Genomic DNA, 16,163 nt, shown 5'->3' with positions numbered 1-16,163 from the left:
TGGCAGATGGATTTTTTAGTTTTCAGTGAAAAAAAAGTATATCGGAGTGTATGTGTATTCGATTCGAGGGATTGCTATCTGAAACTTTTTCCTCCTATATCCCGTATAAGAGGAAAGTGAGGTGTTTGTGATGAAGAAAAAGCTTGTTTTCATATTGATTTTGTTTATGATTGGGGCATGGCCTATTCAGACTATGGCAGTGGAATTTTCGATAACGGATGTAACCATCGATGCCTATTTGCAAAAAAATGGGGATGTGCGAGTGACTGAAGTCCAATCTTATTCTTTTGATGACAAATTTCGCGGAATTACCCGGGAAATAATTCCGAAGAAAGGTGCGGAAATAACCGATTTTACAGCGAATGAAGGCGAAAAAGAGCTAAAAGTAAAGAAAGAAAAAGATTTATATAAAGTGTCTCGAAGCGGGAGCGATGAGAATATTAGTGTAGAACTCCATTATATGATTAAAAACGGTCTTTCTAAGCATCCTGATATAACAGAGTTTTATTGGCCTTTTTTTGATAAACGCAATGAAGCGGATTATGGGAACATGACTATCACGGTCCATCCCCCTGCTGAAACGGATGATGTGATTGCCTTTGGGTATGATGAATCGTTCGGTAAGGAGAAGGTTGGAAATAGCGGTGCTGTTACATTCCAGTTACATAAAGTGGAAGCTGGTGAAAATGGGGATATTCGGGTGGCATATGATTCGGCATTATTTCCGGACTTGACTGAAACCTCTGATCAAGAAATGCGCGAAACATTGCTGGATGAGCAACAAAAGTTGATTGACAAAGCACAAACATTTGCGGAAAACAGGGAGAAAACCTCATCAGTTGGAAAATGGTTCTTATTGATATTTGGTGCTCTTTTTATTGGGGTGATCGCATCTGAGGCAATGAAGAGTAAACAAAGAAAACGAGCAGCCAAAAATGAAATTAATAGCAGGAAATATATGATTCCAAAACAAAAGTTGAGCATGCCGGCTATTCTTTATTTTTTATATCAATTTTCACCGGAACTGCTGGCGGCAGCTTTAATGGATCTTGTACGAAAAGGATATGTCCGGCAGGTTTCAGAGGACCGGTTTTTGCTGCTGGATGGGGAAGCGGAAAAAGCTCATGAAAAGATTTTGCTTCGTTTGCTCTTTGAAAAGGTGGGGGGGAATAAAACATTTACCCTGAATGATTTGGAACAGTACATACAGTTGGAATCGAACCATGATCGATATGAGGAAGAAATAAGCCGATGGAAAGATGCAATCAAAAAAGAGATCGATCAATCAAATCTCCATGAAAACAATCCATTATTAAAATGGACGCTTGGAACGACGGGTACGGCTATGCTTATTGCTTCTGCTTTTTTCATCATCTATGACCTATATGGACTCATGTTCCAGGCAGGGGCATTGGGACTCGCCAGCTTATGTTTGGCTATATTTTATAAGCCTATCTCATATGAAGGTATGCTTTTAAAGGAGGAGTGGAACAAGCTCGAAAAAGAGTATGAGCAAATTCCTGTCTCCGAATGGGAACAATCAAGCGAGGATGATAAAAAGCGTTTGCTAATATATAGTATGGGGACGAAAAAGAACCGTCTGGCGGATTATTTTAGCCAAGTTATTCAAAAGAATGAAACAAGCGTGGCCAGCTACTCTACGGTGGACGTTTTCTTCTATTCAGGGTTGAACACTGCTTCTTCATTTGCATTAGCAGATGAACATATAATGAATACGGCTTCTGCTGACAGTTCCGACACCAGCTATTCCGGAGGTGGCGTTGACGGCGGCGGAGGAGGCTCAGGTGCTTTTTAAAGACATTCGTCATTACGGATTGTTTCTGTAATTTCTTGCCTAATTAAGGTATAATATAAACAGCGAAATTCACTAAAATGGCAAAGAAAGGGGGAGAGGCATTGAGTTACCAAGCATTGTATCGAGTTTGGCGCCCACAGGCTTTTATAGATGTAGTCGGCCAGGAACATGTCACCAAAACGTTGCAAAATGCTCTCCTCCAACAAAAAATATCCCATGCTTATTTATTTTCCGGTCCCAGAGGAACTGGAAAAACAAGTGCGGCCAAAATACTGGCAAAGGCAGTAAATTGTGAACGCATGCCGGTATCTGAACCGTGTAATGAATGTGCGGCCTGTCAAGGCATCATGGACGGGTCCATCTCTGATGTGATTGAAATTGATGCCGCATCCAACAATGGAGTTGAAGAAATCCGCGATATTCGTGATAAAGTAAAGTATGCGCCCAATGCCGTATCCTACAAAGTATACATTATTGACGAGGTGCATATGCTGTCCATCGGAGCCTTCAATGCATTATTAAAAACATTGGAGGAGCCGCCCCGACACGTGATTTTCATTTTGGCAACGACAGAGCCCCACAAGATTCCGTTAACGATCATTTCTAGATGTCAGCGTTTTGATTTTAAAAGAATCACCGCGCATGATATTGTAAAAAGAATGGTTCATATTGCAAATGAAACAGGTTTGAAATATGATGAAAAGGCATTACACGTAATCGGCGCTGCTGCCGAGGGAGGCATGAGGGACGCTTTGAGTCTGCTCGATCAAGCGATTTCCTTCAGCACGGATATGGTAACGGTGGAAGACGCACTGACGGTAACCGGCTCCATTTCCCAAAGCAGTTTGAACAAGTTGGCGAAGGCCATTCACGAGAAAGAAGTTGCTGTTGCTTTGGGCGCCCTTGAGGAGTTGCTTTTGCAGGGGAAGGATCCAGCTCGGTTTTCGGAAGATTTTATTTTATACTTTCGCGACCTTTTGCTTTACAAGACGGCACCCGAGTTGGAAGAAGCAATGGTCCGCGCCCAATTGGACGAGGATTTTAAACAGTTATCTGAATCAATGCTTCCTGAGCAGATTTATGAATACATCGATATATTAAGCAAAACACAGCAGGAAATGCGATTTTCAAATCATGCACGCACTTATTTAGAGGTTTGCCTTGTGAAACTATGCCAAACGCAAGTGAAATCTTTCCCAAATGACGCGCCTGAAGTGACAGAACTGTATAAAAAGATCGAGGCGCTTGAAAAAGAGATAACATTGTTGAAAGAACAATCAACCAAAAGATCGGCAGAAGCAAAAAGCGATCCGGCTCCAAGAAAAGCGGTCCGAAGCAATGCAAAAGATTTTCGGGTCAATGCCCGACCCATCATGCAGGTTTTGGAGAATGCAACACGCCAGGATTTAAATGCCATTAAAAGCTGCTGGGGAGACTTGCTTGAATCGTTGAACGGTCAAAAAATGGTGCAACTGGCGGCACTTCTCCACGATGCAGAACCATCCGCCGCTTCATCGAATGCGTTTGTACTAAAATTTAAACATGATATACATTGCCGGATGGCCATGGAAAATGAAACATATTTTCAAACGCTGTCTCAAACGTTGGAAGAACTGGCCGGTACAGCTTATCAAATTATCGCGGTTCCCGAAAAGCAATGGTCGGAAATCCGCCGGGAATTCATAGAAAAGAAAAAGCCGGATGGCGACCAGGTGAAAACGAATGAAGAAGATCCTCTCGTTGCCGAGGCGCTCAAGCTTGTTGGGGAAGATCTTCTCGAAATCAAAAACTAATTTTCTATCTTGGAGGTTTTTAATGATGCGAGGAATGGGAAATATGCAAGGCATGATGAAGCAAATGCAAAAAATGCAAAAGAAAATGGCGAAAGCCCAGGAAGAGCTTGGTGAAAAGAAGATAGAAGGCACAGCTGGCGGCGGTATGGTCACCGTTATTGTTTCCGGCCATAAGGAAGTGCTTGAAGTCAAAATTGATGAAGAAGTTGTCGATCCCGACGACATTGAAATGCTTCAAGACCTTGTATTGGCCGCGACAAACGATGCGCTTAAAAAGGCCGAAGAATTAACGAGCCAGACGATGGGACAATTTACAAAAGGATTAAACCTTCCTGGCTTTTAGGAGGTTAACAACATGCACTATCCAGAACCAATATCCAAGCTGATCGACAGCTTTATGAAACTGCCGGGAATCGGGCCGAAAACAGCTGCCCGCCTGGCGTTTTTCGTTCTTGGCATGAAAGAAGACACCGTCCTTGATTTTGCGAAAGCATTGGTCAATGCAAAAAGGGATCTTGGATACTGCTCGGTTTGCGGGCATATTACTGATCAGGACCCTTGTTATATTTGTAAAGAAGAACGGCGTGACCGCAGCGTCATTTGTGTTGTTCAGGAGCCGAAAGATGTGATTGCCATGGAAAAAATGAAAGAATATACAGGTCTTTATCATGTCTTGCACGGATCTATTTCTCCTATGGAAGGAATTGGACCGGAAGATATCAACATTCCGGATTTGCTTAAAAGGCTTCAAGACGAAACCGTTCAAGAAGTGATTTTGGCGACGAATCCCAATATAGAAGGGGAAGCGACAGCCATGTACATTTCCCGGCTTCTAAAGCCATCCGGCCTTAAAGTGACAAGAATTGCCCACGGACTTCCGGTTGGCGGCGATCTTGAATATGCGGATGAAGTCACTTTATCAAAGGCATTGGAAGGCAGAAGAGAAGTTTTGTAAGGAGAGGCGCCGCATGTTTCAGAGAAAAAAACTCCGGAAAGAATATGATCAAAAATTTGTTGAACTGATTGAAGAGACAAAAAATAATTGGCTTCATTTAAAACAATTGATGCATTTAAGTTATGGGGAGCATGATGAATTAAAATACAAAGCGCTCATGGCAAAAGCAAAATATATTTATCTTTTACGTGAAGCGAAATTAAGAAAAGTATCAATAAAAAAATAACTACCAAGCCGCCTGCCGTTCTTTTTGGACAGACCGTTCATACAATAAATAATATAGGACGGGAGAACAGGAGGGGAAAGCTTGGAGTCCATTATCATTATTTCATCATTGGCTGGTCTTATCATTTTTTTGCTCATATCGGGAAGGCCCGGTCGGCTGATTCGATTCATTGGTCAATCAGCAATGAAGCTGGTCATCGGAGCGCTATTTTTATTTTTTTTAAATGCCTTTGGCAATCAATTTGGTTTGTACGTCCCAATTAATTGGATCACCGCCGCAATTTCAGGTTTTCTAGGATTGCCGGGTGTTGCAGCTTTGTCTCTCATTCAACTATATGTGATTCCATGAAACATTCGCCAAACCGTGGCGGGTGTTTCGTTTTTTTCTGTTTTTTAAAAGACAAACACAGTAACTGTCTACCCTGCATAGAATTTACAAAGCAATGATTTTAAAAACTAACAAATCTTATAAATTGTGTATACAATTTATCCAGCTGGGTACACTACTTTGTGTGGAGGTGGAGAGATGGAAAAGTGCATTATTTGCGAGCAGCCGAAAAAAATCGGTATACATCTTTATACATCGTTTATCTGTACGGAATGTGAGAGAGAAATGGTCAAAACGGACACGGATGATCCAAAATATAAGTTTTACATTGAACAAATGAAGGTTATTAAAGAAACGAAAATCGTGACATAAAAACCAGGCTTTTGCGGATACAGCCCGGTTTTTTTTGTTTTTTCCACCCCGAATTAACTGGCAGTATGCCCCCACTGCAAGAAATCGCTGGAAGTTGAGAATGTACGGGGGATCAACTATCAGTAAGCCCAAATGGCTTAACTAACAACAAGTTTCGCTTTATAGTAAAATATGATGCGGGGGAGGCAGTTCGCTTCCTTCTTGCTGGGGGATGAGTGACCAATGAAAGATCTGGTGTGAATCATGACAGGTTTCAAGGGAAACAGCAAAAGGTTCATTTCCGGTAAAAAGAACGTTATACTAAACGACATATATAGTTTGCGGAGGTAAAGGGATGTGTGGATTGTTTATTACTGTGGAAGGTCCTGAGGGAGCGGGAAAAACGACTATTATTGAAAGACTGCGTATGGATTTTTCCGCTTCCGGGGTACCTGTTCTTGCTACCCGTGAACCGGGAGGAATAGAAATTGCCGAGAAGATCCGAACGATTATTTTGGACAAAGAACATACGATGATGGACGGAAGAACGGAAGCTTTGTTATATGCGGCCGCGCGCCGTCAGCATTTAACGGAAAAAATTATACCGGCACTTCGACGCGGCACGCTTGTATTATGTGATCGTTTTATTGACAGCTCCCTTGCTTACCAAGGATTTGCCAGGGGGCTTGGGATTGATGAGGTATATGCGATTAATCAGTTTGCCGTCAATGGCTTGATGCCTGATATAACGCTATATTTTGATATTGAACCTGAGGCGGGGCTGAAACGAATTGCCAAACACGCGGGAAGGGAGATTAACCGCCTTGATTTGGAAACGATTGAATTTCACCAAAAAGTACGAGAAGGTTATAAATTGCTGTTAAACCGTTTTCCTGAGCGTATGATGGAAATTGATGCGAGCCAACCGCTGGATAATGTTTACGAGGCTGCAAAGAATATTATTGAAGAACAATTGAAATCATACGAAACAAAGTAATGGTACTTTTTATGGCTGCAAAGAATATTATTGAACAACAATGTAGAAATATGGTTGATTCGAAATAGAAGATGTTTGGATATAATGGATCATATAACGATGTCACATATTCGTTTAACTGATATAATAATGATAATAACAAATATTTGTTTTTCACTTTTTTAAAGGGGTGATATACATGAAGTTGATAATGGCCGTAGTTCAAGACCAGGACAGCAACCGGTTGATGAACGCGTTGGTTGAACATAATTTTAGAGCTACTAAACTTGCGACAACAGGCGGGTTTTTAAAATCGGGAAATACAACATTCATGATTGGGACAGAAGATATCCGTGTGGAAAAGGCGCTCGAAGTCATTAGGGAAAATTGCAAATCTCGGGAGCAATTAATGGCTCCGGTTTCACCAATGGGAGGAAATGCCGACTCCTACATTCCTTATCCAGTTGAAGTGTCCGTTGGGGGAGCCACGGTTTTTGTCCTGCCAATCGAGCAATTTCATCAATTTTAGGGTAGCTTATGAAAATTAACGAGACATCCAAATCAAGATCAGGACACTTCGTGACCGGGCAAAAAATAAAACGTACGGACAACCCCAGATTTTCCGAGATGATTTCCTTTCAAGGGATGAAACTGCAAGAGGAGCAGCTTGCCACGTTAATGGCCGATTTATCCGCAGCTGGCGAACGGCTTGGAAAGACGCGGAGTTTCCAAGACTTGGCTAAATATAAACAGCTTGTTAAAAGGTTTGTTCAGGAAGCTGTTGAATTCGGCATGAACTTAAAACAATCTCATAGTTGGAATCGATTTTCTGACGGAAGAACGCTTCAGATTGTTGAGACGATAGATGAAAAATTGATTGAGTTAACGAATGACATACTGAAAGAAGAACAGCAGTCCATTTATATTTTGGATAAGATTGGCGAAATAAAAGGGCTGCTCATTCATTTATACACGTAAGGGTGAGTTACCGGTGGCCAAAAACTGGGAACAATTTACACGCGAACAGCCCGTCGCGGCTAGACTGTTAAAAAATAGCATTCAATACGGCCGTATTGCCCATGCATATTTATTTGAAGGCGAACAGGGCACAGGGAAACGCGCGGCAAGCATGTTGCTCGCATCCAGCATGTTCTGTGAGGATAGTCGTGATCATATGAATCCATGCGGCCGCTGCAGCAACTGTAGAAGAATTGAAAGCAGCAACCACCCTGATGTTCATGTCGTGGAGCCGGACGGTGCTTCCATTAAAATAGATCAAATACGCTCATTGCGGACTGAATTCAGCAAGTCGGGTATGGAATCAAAGAGGAAAATATACATTCTCATTGATGCAGAAAAAATGACCGTACAAGCGGCCAACAGTCTGCTCAAATTTTTGGAGGAGCCGCATGTGCAAACGATGGCAATCCTCGTTACAGAGCAGCCACAGCAAATGTTGCCGACCATTATGTCAAGGTGTCAAAAAGTACCATTTCACCCATTAAGCCGGGAACAGCTTTTGGAAAAGCTATTGCATTCGGGGGTTCATGAAACAAAAGCGGTGCTGTTGGCCGCTGTAACGAATGATTTGGAAGAAGCCGTCAGGCTGAATGACGAAGATTGGTTTGCACAAGCCCGAATGATAGTGTTAAAATTATATGACATCTTAAAAGAAAATCCGCTCTATGCAATGACCGCATTACAAAATGATTGGTTGAGCCATTTTAAAGATAGGTCTCAGCTTGATTTAGGCTTATCGCTTTTACTGCTTTTATATAAAGATTTGTTTTATATACACTTGGGGAAGGATCGGCAACTAGTTTATCCGGATATAAAGGAAAAACTGGAAAAAGATGCGCTGCAAACGTCGCTAAGAAGGATTTCGGAACAAATAACAGCCATTTTGGAAGCCAAGAAAAAAATACACGCAAATATGAATCCTCAGCTGTTAATGGAACAGCTTGTGCTGAATTTGCAGGGGGGACCTTCTTTTGTATAATGTAGTGGGTGTCCGGTTTAAAAAAGCCGGTAAAATATATTATTTTGATCCCCAGGATCATCCTGTTGTCAGGAATGACTATGTCATTGTTGAAACGGCAAGGGGAATAGAATTTGGAAAAGCCGTTACAGACAAGAAACAAGTAAGCGAACATGATGTTGTGTTGCCGCTTAAAAAAATTGTCAGGATTGCCGATCAGGAAGATAAGCAAAACGTTGAAGAAAATAAAATACAAGCAAAAGAAGCATATGAAATCTGTTCAAAAAAAATCACCGAGCATCAACTTGATATGAAGCTCGTCGATGTTGAATATACGTTTGACCGCAACAAAGTCATTTTTTATTTTACCGCGGACGGACGGATTGATTTTCGGGAGTTGGTAAAAGACCTGGCCTCTATTTTCCGTACAAGAATCGAATTGAGGCAAATTGGCGTAAGAGATGAGGCCAAAATGCTTGGAGGGATTGGACCGTGCGGGCGTATGCTCTGCTGTTCCACTTTTCTGGGTGATTTTGAGCCTGTTTCGATCAAAATGGCAAAAGACCAAAATTTATCGTTAAACCCAACAAAGATTTCCGGATTATGCGGCCGGCTTATGTGTTGTTTGAAATATGAAAACGACGAATATGAAGCGGCTAAAGCAGAACTTCCTGATGTAGGGGATGTTATTCGTACGCCGAATGGCTCGGGAAAAGTGATTGGCTTAAATATTTTGGAAAGAATTTTGCAAGTGGAAATGTCCGGTCAGGAGCGGATTTTAGAATATACGTTAGAAGAGATTACAGCTAAGAGTGTGACGTCTGTTCAGGCCTCGGACTAATGGGGTGGTATGATGAAAGATAAGAAGGAACTCTATGATTCAGTCAGTAATATGGAAATGCAAATCGGCCAGTTATATCAGCAACTTGGCGAATTAAAGCAGTATTTGGGGGAGCTGATTGAAGAAAATCATGCCCTAAAACTGGAAAACGACCATTTGCGTAGACATTTGAATCAAGAAATGGATCAGGAAAATTTCTTATCGGCCGACAAAAAAAAGGACGAGCACGTTGAATATGATCGAATGAAAGAAATTGGTGAGGGCTATGATAATTTGGCCCGCTTGTATCAGGAAGGCTTCCATATTTGCAATATCCATTTTGGAAGCCCGCGCAGGGATGAAGATTGCCTATTTTGCCTATCCTTCTTGAATAAAAAATAAAGACGAACAAAGGCCTTCCTATATTTGGGAAGGCTATTTTCAAGTGCGGCAAGATGTCTGCTGTAATGGAGTGAGAAAACGTGATAGAGTTATACGAAGACGAACGGCTGGATTATCTTTTGGCCGAAAATCTTAAAATCATTCAAAGCCCGACAGTGTTCGCTTTTTCACTTGATGCTGTCTTGCTGGCCCGCTTTGCTTATATCCCGATTCAAAAGGGAAATATTATTGATTTATGCAGTGGTAATGGGGTTGTGCCGCTTTTACTAAGCAGTAAAACGAAAGCCGCCATTACAGGTGTGGAAATTCAAGAGCGCCTCTATCAAATGGCTGTCAGGAGCATTCGATACAACCGGCTTGAGGATCGAATTCGAATGATTCATGGTGATTTAAAGGAAATCACCGAAACAGTCGGTTACGGCAAGTTCGATGTTGTCACATGTAATCCTCCTTATTTCGCCTCTCCCTCCCCACATGTTATGAATGAAAATCAATATTTGGCCATCGCCCGCCATGAGATTCTTTGTTCGTTGGAAGACGTCATTCGTGTGAGCAGCCAGCTGTTGCGCCAGGGGGGCAAGGCGGCTTTTGTCCACAGGCCCGAAAGGTTGCTCGATATTTTAACGCTGATGAGGCAATATCGGCTTGAGCCCAAGCGCCTGCGCTTTGTATATCCGAAAAGCGGAAAAGAGGCGAATACGATTTTGGTGGAAGGGACAAAAAACGGGAATGCCGGTTTAAAGACGCTGCCTCCTTTGTTTGTCTATGACGAAAATAACGAATATACGCCTGAAATTAGAGAGATTTTATATGGAGAACAATAATAAACATTATTTTTACGTACTTGAATGCGGCGACGGATCATATTATGGCGGCTATACGGTGGACCCCAAGCGCAGGCTGGCGGAGCATAATGCTGGCAAGGGGGCAAAATACACAAGGACAAGAGTGCCGGTGAGCATGATTTATCTTGAGGAGTTTGGGGAAAAAGGGGAAGCATTGCGGGCCGAATATGCTTTCAAGCGTCTGTCGCGGCACCAAAAAGAGCAATTTTTAAAGGCTGGTGAACAAGATGCGCAGTCAGAAAAGCAATCATGAAAGTGTCGAAGGAATCCTTTATTTAATACCTACTCCGATTGGAAACTTGGAAGATATGACGTTCCGGGCCATTCGGCTCATGAAGGAAGCGGATGTCATCGCTGCCGAAGATACGAGGAATACAAAAAAATTATGCCATTACTTTGAAATTGATACTCCCCTCGTAAGTTATCACGAGCATAATAAAGAATTAAGCGGCCGCCAGATCGTTGATCGATTAATGAAAGGGGAAAAAGTGGCGCTTGTAAGCGACGCCGGAACGCCCTGCATTTCCGATCCCGGTTTTGAAATGGTCAAAGCTGCGATTGAAAAAGGAATTTCGGTCATTCCTTTGCCAGGGGCCAATGCTGCGATTACAGCGCTTATTGCTTCGGGACTGCCGCCGCAGCCATTTTATTTTTTCGGTTTTTTGCCGCGGGGGAAAAAAGAGAAGAAAAAAGCGCTGGAACGTTTGAAGTTTCAACAAGGAGCGATCCTTATCTACGAAGCGCCCCACCGTTTGAAAGAAACACTCCAGCATATGCTGGATATATGGGGAAACCGGAAAATAGTCCTTTCCCGGGAACTGACAAAGAAGTATGAGGAATTTTTGCGCGGGACGATCCAAGAAGCGCTTGATTGGACGAAAACCGAAGAAATTCGCGGAGAATTTTGTTTGGTCGTTGAAGGAAGCAGAGAAGAGAAAGAAGAAGAACCATCATGGTGGGCGCCACTCACGATAAAGGATCATGTGAATCAGTATATATCAGAGAAAGGAATTCAGGCCAAAGAAGCCATCAAACTTGTTGCAAAAGACCGGAAGGTGCCCAAACGAGAAATTTATCAAGCTTATCATATCGGTGAATCATAATGAGGCTAACTATATAAAGTCAATACTGTTATTGGTGAATTCTATCCATTTTCTCAGTGAAAATTAGGCATGACAAAAAAGCTTGATGATTCAAAAATGTAAATTTGGATCATCGAGCTTCTTTATGCTGGGACACAACTAAATCAGCTAATGAAAAAACGAACAATAAAGTGAAACTTCATTCAGTAGGGCTTCTACTGAATGTTAGTTGAACCAATTGGGCACCTTATATGCGGGATAAATTGTCCCAGTGTATCATACGCAAGCTTTTAGCGTAGTCAAAATAGGTAGACCCCTGAGGGAATAGCTCGAGCTGAAGATCCCGCAGGAAAGCGACCTTTGCTTTCCGAGGAAGCTGAAGAGACCTGCGGAAAGCGATGATGGGGATTTTTTTACACAAATAAGGGCTGGAACATAGGTTAAAAGCTGATAGATATTCGTAAAAATCGTGAGAATAAAGCCGCGTGAAATCAAGGTTTTTAAACTTGATTCCATGCGGTTTATTTCATTTTCACAGGGTTTTGTCCCGGCCCTTTTGCTATTTCGTATTTGCTTATGTTCCAGTCTCTTTTTTGCTTGAAGAATACGCTAAAGGCCCATTGCTTTTTTAAAAATCAGATGGTACAGTAATTATACATTAATTCATAGTATTTTTATAAGAAAAGGGGGAAATGGGGTTGACGCGAAAATTTGATAAGTTGTTTGACGACTGGTCAAAAACATATGATCAAACGGTTAGTGGCCGTGACATTGAATATAAAGAAGTATTCGAAGGATATGATGACATTCTTTTGGAGGTTGCAAAAAAAGCAAAAGGGTATATATTTGAATTTGGGGTAGGTACGGGAAACTTGACAGAAAAAATGATCAAGATGGAGAAAGAGGTATATGGCATTGAACCTTCCAAAGGAATGAGAAACATTGCTCGCCATAAATTGCCTGGGGCGACAATTGTTGAAGGAGATTTTCTCGAATTTCCAATGCCGGAACGAAATCCGGATACAATTGTCAGCACATATGCATTCCATCATTTGACAGATGCGGAAAAAGCGGATGCCATTCAAAACTTTGGAAAAATGCTCGGAGAAGGAGGCCGAATTGTTTTTGCTGATACAATTTTCGTGAGTATTGAAGTGAAACAGGATATGATTAAGGAAGCGGAAAGCAAACAATTTAATCGCCTGGCAGCCGATTTGAAGACAGAGTTTTATCCGACTATTTCCACAATGAATCATCTATTTGGCGAAGCAGGCTTTGCTGTAACCTTTACACAAAAAAATCGTTTTGTATGGCTTATGGAAGCGACTAAAAAGGAGTGAGCGATGATGGCAAATCAAAAGATGAATGTTGAAAGTTTTAATTTGGATCATACGAAGGTGAAAGCCCCATATGTCAGGCTTGCAGGTGTCATCAAGGGAGAGAAAGGAGATATCATCAAGAAATATGATATCCGTTTCTGTCAGCCGAACAAGGAACATATGAAGATGCCGGCACTGCATTCATTGGAACATATGATGGCCGAATACAGCCGGAACCATTCCGACAAAATAGTGGATATCAGTCCAATGGGGTGTCAAACTGGCTATTATATGTCTCTTGTGAACCATGATGATTATGAAGAAGTGTTACACATTTTAGAGAAAACATTGAACGATGTGTTGGAAGCGACAGAAGTACCGGCTTGTAACGAGGTTCAATGCGGATGGGCTGCTAGTCATAGTTTGGAGGGCGCCAAAGAAATCGCTCGGAAGATGCTGGATCATAAAGATGAATGGAAGGAAGTTTTTTGAATCACTACGTGAAAAAAGCCGTTTCCTTAAGGATGCGGCTTTTTTATCGTTATACTCCTAGTTCTTTCGCTTTAAAAGCTTCCTGAATTTCATTGATGAGCTGGTCCGCGCCTTCCTTGCTTAATACCAATTTTCCCCCTGCGAGCAGCACGTTGTCATCTGAAACATTTCCTGTTATATGGCAGGTCATGGTTGGCTTGTACTTTTTCAAAATAATTTTCTCATCATCAACATATATTTCCAACGCGTCTTTTTCTTCAATGCCAAGTGTCCGCCTAAGCTCAATCGGGATGACAACCCGTCCAAGTTCATCCACTTTTCGCACTATTCCGGTAGATTTCATTACATTGCCCTCCCCAATTTCTCTTCTCTCTTTCACCCATTTATATCAAAACGATCGTGTTTTATAGCCTATGTAGCTACATCAATAGTACCAGTCTTTCCCATATCCGTCAATTATTAAATAAAGAATTTGTAAATTTATTGAATATAATGGCCTATGAAAAGTTGACTAGTTTTGTCAATATTGGTAATTAAATAAGAATTTCTATTTGTTATAATAGCCCTCAAGTTGCAGGATTGTTATATTTCACGTATATTTTTACTGTAGAAGAGGACATGATGATGGCAAAAACCGTTTAATATATAGTCCATTAGTAGAGGCAATGATGAGAGGGAGGAAAATAGTGTGAAGGAGAAACTGAAAACTTTTTACTTAACAACACCGATTTATTATCCGAGCGGCAACTTGCACATCGGCCATGCGTATACGACGGTGGCCGGAGATGCGATGGCTCGTTATAAAAGAATGCGCGGTTATGATGTGATGTATTTGACGGGAACGGACGAGCATGGACAAAAAATACAGAAGCAGGCGGAAAAGGAAAACATTACGCCGAAGGAATACGTAGATCGAATGGTGAGCGGCATCCAGGAGCTGTGGAAGTTGCTGGATATATCATATGATGATTTTATCCGCACAACACAGCCGCGCCATAAAGAAGTCGTTCAAAAAATATTCAAGCGCCTTCTGGATCAAGGCGATATATATTTAGATGAATATGAAGGTTTTTATTGTACGCCCTGCGAGTCATTTTTTACGGAGCGCCAGCTTGAAGACGGCAATTGCCCGGATTGCGGCCGCCCGGTGGAAAAGGTGAAAGAAGAGTCGTACTTTTTCAGAATGAGTAAGTATGTCGACAGGCTTCTTCAATATTACGAGGAAAATCCTGAATTTATTCAGCCCGAATCAAGAAAAAATGAAATGATCAACAACTTCATTAAGCCAGGCCTTGAGGATTTGGCCGTATCAAGGACGACATTTGACTGGGGGATTCCCGTTCCTGGTGACCCGAAGCATGTCATTTACGTATGGATCGATGCGTTGACGAACTACATAACCGCTCTTGGATACGGCTCGGACGACGATTCAAAATACGTAAAATATTGGCCGGCAGATGTACATCTTGTAGGAAAAGAAATTGTCCGTTTCCATACGATCTATTGGCCGATTATGCTGATGGCTTTGGATTTGCCGCTACCCAAAAAAGTGTTTGCCCATGGATGGCTGCTCATGAAAGACGGCAAAATGTCCAAATCGAAAGGAAATGTCGTCGACCCGGTTATGCTTGTGAAACGTTACGGTCTCGATGCTGTTAGATATTATCTACTGCGGGAAGTGCCGTTTGGTTCTGATGGCGTTTTTACTCCGGAAGGGTTCATTGAAAGAATCAATTTCGATCTTGCAAATGATCTGGGAAATTTATTAAACAGAACGATCGCGATGATCAATAAATATTTTAACGGTGTCATACCAGCTTATGAAGGGTCTATTACTCCTTTTGACAATGAATTGCTTGATGAGCATAAAGAAACCATTCAAAATTATGAAAAAGCGATGGATCATATGGAGTTTTCCGTAGCCCTTTCGTCTATCTGGCATATGATCAACCGGACGAATAAATATATTGATGAAACACAACCGTGGATTTTGGCGAAAGATGAAGAAAAGCGCCGGGAATTAGGCAGTGTCATGGTGCATTTGGCCGAGTCACTTCGCAGGGCGGCGGTTTTATTACAACCGTTTTTAACAGAAACACCGAAAAAGATATTTTCCCAATTAAATATCGCCGATGACCAATTTACATCGTGGGAAAGCTTGGAAACGTTCGGTAATATCCCGGAAGGGACGAAAGTTGTTGAAAAGGGGGAACCTATTTTTCCGCGGCTTGAACTGGAAGAAGAGGTCAGCTATATCCAACGCGAAATGAGAGGACCCCAGCCGGCAAAGGAACCTGTAGAAAAGCCGGAACAATCACCTGAAATTACGATCGATGATTTTATGAAAGTGGAGTTAAGAGTGGCGGAAGTGATTGACTGTGAGCCGGTTAAAAAAGCGAATAAGCTGTTAAAATTACAGCTGGATCTCGGATATGAAAAGCGGCAGGTCGTTTCCGGCATTGCGGAATTTTACAAGCCTGAAGATTTAATCGGTCGAAAAGTGATTGTGGTGGCCAACTTAAAACCTGTCAAACTTCGTGGCGAATTGTCGCAGGGAATGATTTTGGCCGGAGAAGAAAATGGTGTTTTGTCGGTAGCATCTGTTGATCAAAGATTACAAAATGGTGCTATTGTAAAATAAACTTAATGTAAATAAAAATTCAGAAAATGACCAAAGTATTGGGGGCATAGAGAGAAAGGCTGATTAGGTCCCTATTTCAGCCCGACTCCCTATGTTCTTTTTTTGTAATATAAATGTTATCTTGTTGTGACTTATGTTAC

Annotated in this window: 20 protein-coding genes; 19 read left to right on the top strand and 1 reads right to left on the bottom strand. The window is 41.8% G+C overall.

Annotated elements, in window-relative coordinates:
* Window positions 1-130: 130 nt before the first annotated feature.
* The 18 genes from MHB50_RS19935 to MHB50_RS19850 all read left to right on the top strand — a co-directional run bounded on the left by MHB50_RS19935 (window position 131) and on the right by MHB50_RS19850 (window position 13,382).
* The gene (locus tag MHB50_RS19935) at window positions 131-1,816 is read left to right on the top strand and encodes a DUF2207 domain-containing protein (RefSeq protein WP_339160611.1); all 1,686 of its coding nucleotides are present in this window, start codon (window positions 131-133) and stop codon (window positions 1,814-1,816) included.
* Window positions 1,817-1,917: 101 nt separating this feature from the next.
* Window positions 1,918-3,609: a DNA polymerase III subunit gamma/tau gene (dnaX, locus tag MHB50_RS19930; RefSeq protein ID WP_339160609.1), complete on the top strand. Its 1,692-nt coding sequence runs from the start codon at window positions 1,918-1,920 to the stop codon at window positions 3,607-3,609.
* 22 nt (window positions 3,610-3,631) lie between these two features.
* The gene (locus MHB50_RS19925) at window positions 3,632-3,952 is read left to right on the top strand and encodes a YbaB/EbfC family nucleoid-associated protein (protein ID WP_171973904.1); all 321 of its coding nucleotides are present in this window, start codon (window positions 3,632-3,634) and stop codon (window positions 3,950-3,952) included.
* A 12-nt stretch (window positions 3,953-3,964) separates the two neighbouring features.
* Window positions 3,965-4,564 (top strand): recombination mediator RecR, encoded by a 600-nt coding sequence (gene recR, locus MHB50_RS19920; protein WP_077111892.1) that lies wholly within the window; start codon window positions 3,965-3,967, stop codon window positions 4,562-4,564.
* Between the two features lie 13 nt (window positions 4,565-4,577).
* Window positions 4,578-4,790, top strand: coding sequence for a YaaL family protein (locus tag MHB50_RS19915; RefSeq protein ID WP_077111891.1), 213 nt, complete (start codon window positions 4,578-4,580; stop codon window positions 4,788-4,790).
* An 81-nt stretch (window positions 4,791-4,871) separates the two neighbouring features.
* Window positions 4,872-5,138, top strand: coding sequence for a pro-sigmaK processing inhibitor BofA family protein (locus MHB50_RS19910; RefSeq protein WP_077111890.1), 267 nt, complete (start codon window positions 4,872-4,874; stop codon window positions 5,136-5,138).
* Window positions 5,139-5,315: 177 nt separating this feature from the next.
* Window positions 5,316-5,489: a sigma factor G inhibitor Gin gene (locus MHB50_RS19905; RefSeq protein WP_339160606.1), complete on the top strand. Its 174-nt coding sequence runs from the start codon at window positions 5,316-5,318 to the stop codon at window positions 5,487-5,489.
* Window positions 5,490-5,823: 334 nt separating this feature from the next.
* On the top strand, window positions 5,824-6,465 hold the full coding sequence (gene tmk, locus MHB50_RS19900) for a dTMP kinase (RefSeq protein ID WP_077111888.1): 642 nt from the start codon (window positions 5,824-5,826) through the stop codon (window positions 6,463-6,465).
* Between the two features lie 178 nt (window positions 6,466-6,643).
* Complete coding sequence (locus tag MHB50_RS19895; RefSeq protein WP_077111887.1) at window positions 6,644-6,973, top strand: cyclic-di-AMP receptor; 330 nt, start codon at window positions 6,644-6,646, stop codon at window positions 6,971-6,973.
* An 8-nt stretch (window positions 6,974-6,981) separates the two neighbouring features.
* On the top strand, window positions 6,982-7,422 hold the full coding sequence (locus MHB50_RS19890; protein WP_339160603.1) for a YaaR family protein: 441 nt from the start codon (window positions 6,982-6,984) through the stop codon (window positions 7,420-7,422).
* Window positions 7,423-7,435: 13 nt separating this feature from the next.
* Complete coding sequence (gene holB / locus MHB50_RS19885; RefSeq protein WP_077111885.1) at window positions 7,436-8,443, top strand: DNA polymerase III subunit delta'; 1,008 nt, start codon at window positions 7,436-7,438, stop codon at window positions 8,441-8,443.
* Window positions 8,436-9,263 carry a stage 0 sporulation family protein gene (locus tag MHB50_RS19880; protein WP_077111884.1) on the top strand — a complete coding sequence of 276 codons (828 nt, stop codon included), beginning with the start codon at window positions 8,436-8,438 and terminating at the stop codon, window positions 9,261-9,263. Before holB ends, MHB50_RS19880 begins: the two co-directional genes overlap by 8 nt.
* 12 nt (window positions 9,264-9,275) lie before the next feature.
* Window positions 9,276-9,644 (top strand): DNA replication initiation control protein YabA, encoded by a 369-nt coding sequence (yabA, locus tag MHB50_RS19875; protein WP_077111883.1) that lies wholly within the window; start codon window positions 9,276-9,278, stop codon window positions 9,642-9,644.
* Between the two features lie 80 nt (window positions 9,645-9,724).
* Entirely contained in the window at window positions 9,725-10,468 is a 744-nt protein-coding gene (locus MHB50_RS19870) for a tRNA1(Val) (adenine(37)-N6)-methyltransferase (protein WP_339160602.1), read from the top strand.
* Window positions 10,455-10,742 (top strand): GIY-YIG nuclease family protein, encoded by a 288-nt coding sequence (locus MHB50_RS19865; RefSeq protein ID WP_339160601.1) that lies wholly within the window; start codon window positions 10,455-10,457, stop codon window positions 10,740-10,742. Before MHB50_RS19870 ends, MHB50_RS19865 begins: the two co-directional genes overlap by 14 nt.
* Window positions 10,717-11,592 (top strand): 16S rRNA (cytidine(1402)-2'-O)-methyltransferase, encoded by an 876-nt coding sequence (rsmI, locus tag MHB50_RS19860; RefSeq protein WP_077111880.1) that lies wholly within the window; start codon window positions 10,717-10,719, stop codon window positions 11,590-11,592. The genes MHB50_RS19865 and rsmI overlap by 26 nt, the downstream gene beginning before the upstream one ends.
* Window positions 11,593-12,269: 677 nt before the next feature.
* Window positions 12,270-12,911 carry a class I SAM-dependent methyltransferase gene (locus MHB50_RS19855; RefSeq protein ID WP_077111879.1) on the top strand — a complete coding sequence of 214 codons (642 nt, stop codon included), beginning with the start codon at window positions 12,270-12,272 and terminating at the stop codon, window positions 12,909-12,911.
* 3 nt (window positions 12,912-12,914) lie between these two features.
* The gene (locus tag MHB50_RS19850; protein WP_077111878.1) at window positions 12,915-13,382 is read left to right on the top strand and encodes an S-ribosylhomocysteine lyase; all 468 of its coding nucleotides are present in this window, start codon (window positions 12,915-12,917) and stop codon (window positions 13,380-13,382) included.
* 49 nt (window positions 13,383-13,431) lie between these two features.
* Here MHB50_RS19850 and MHB50_RS19845 read toward each other — a convergent pair whose 3' ends face one another.
* Window positions 13,432-13,725: an AbrB/MazE/SpoVT family DNA-binding domain-containing protein gene (locus tag MHB50_RS19845; protein ID WP_077111877.1), complete on the bottom strand. Its 294-nt coding sequence runs from the start codon at window positions 13,723-13,725 to the stop codon at window positions 13,432-13,434.
* A gap of 345 nt (window positions 13,726-14,070) precedes the next feature.
* On the opposite strand from MHB50_RS19845, the gene metG reads away from it, so the two are divergent.
* Window positions 14,071-16,023, top strand: coding sequence for a methionine--tRNA ligase (metG, locus tag MHB50_RS19840; RefSeq protein WP_077111876.1), 1,953 nt, complete (start codon window positions 14,071-14,073; stop codon window positions 16,021-16,023).
* Window positions 16,024-16,163: the final 140 nt, after the last annotated feature.

Source organism: Siminovitchia sp. FSL H7-0308 (assembly GCF_037980985.1).
Lineage (GTDB): Bacteria > Bacillota > Bacilli > Bacillales > Bacillaceae_C > Siminovitchia > Siminovitchia thermophila.
The sequence above is the reverse complement of the archived record's forward strand: the minus strand, read 5'-3'. Positions and strand labels throughout refer to the sequence as shown.

Excerpts from the sequence above, each read along its gene's own strand:
- MHB50_RS19895 (WP_077111887.1), top strand. The coding sequence starts at position 6,644 with ATGAAGTTGATAATGGCCGTAGTTCAAGACCAGGACAGCAACCGGTTG.
- MHB50_RS19850 (WP_077111878.1), top strand. The coding sequence starts at position 12,915 with ATGATGGCAAATCAAAAGATGAATGTTGAAAGTTTTAATTTGGATCAT.
- recR (WP_077111892.1), top strand. The coding sequence starts at position 3,965 with ATGCACTATCCAGAACCAATATCCAAGCTGATCGACAGCTTTATGAAA.
- MHB50_RS19935 (WP_339160611.1), top strand. The coding sequence starts at position 131 with ATGAAGAAAAAGCTTGTTTTCATATTGATTTTGTTTATGATTGGGGCA.
- rsmI (WP_077111880.1), top strand. The coding sequence starts at position 10,717 with ATGCGCAGTCAGAAAAGCAATCATGAAAGTGTCGAAGGAATCCTTTAT.
- MHB50_RS19905 (WP_339160606.1), top strand. The coding sequence starts at position 5,316 with ATGGAAAAGTGCATTATTTGCGAGCAGCCGAAAAAAATCGGTATACAT.
- tmk (WP_077111888.1), top strand. The coding sequence starts at position 5,824 with ATGTGTGGATTGTTTATTACTGTGGAAGGTCCTGAGGGAGCGGGAAAA.
- MHB50_RS19845 (WP_077111877.1), bottom strand. The coding sequence starts at position 13,725 with ATGAAATCTACCGGAATAGTGCGAAAAGTGGATGAACTTGGACGGGTT.
- yabA (WP_077111883.1), top strand. The coding sequence starts at position 9,276 with ATGAAAGATAAGAAGGAACTCTATGATTCAGTCAGTAATATGGAAATG.
- MHB50_RS19925 (WP_171973904.1), top strand. The coding sequence starts at position 3,632 with ATGATGCGAGGAATGGGAAATATGCAAGGCATGATGAAGCAAATGCAA.
- MHB50_RS19915 (WP_077111891.1), top strand. The coding sequence starts at position 4,578 with ATGTTTCAGAGAAAAAAACTCCGGAAAGAATATGATCAAAAATTTGTT.
- MHB50_RS19865 (WP_339160601.1), top strand. The coding sequence starts at position 10,455 with ATGGAGAACAATAATAAACATTATTTTTACGTACTTGAATGCGGCGAC.
- MHB50_RS19890 (WP_339160603.1), top strand. The coding sequence starts at position 6,982 with ATGAAAATTAACGAGACATCCAAATCAAGATCAGGACACTTCGTGACC.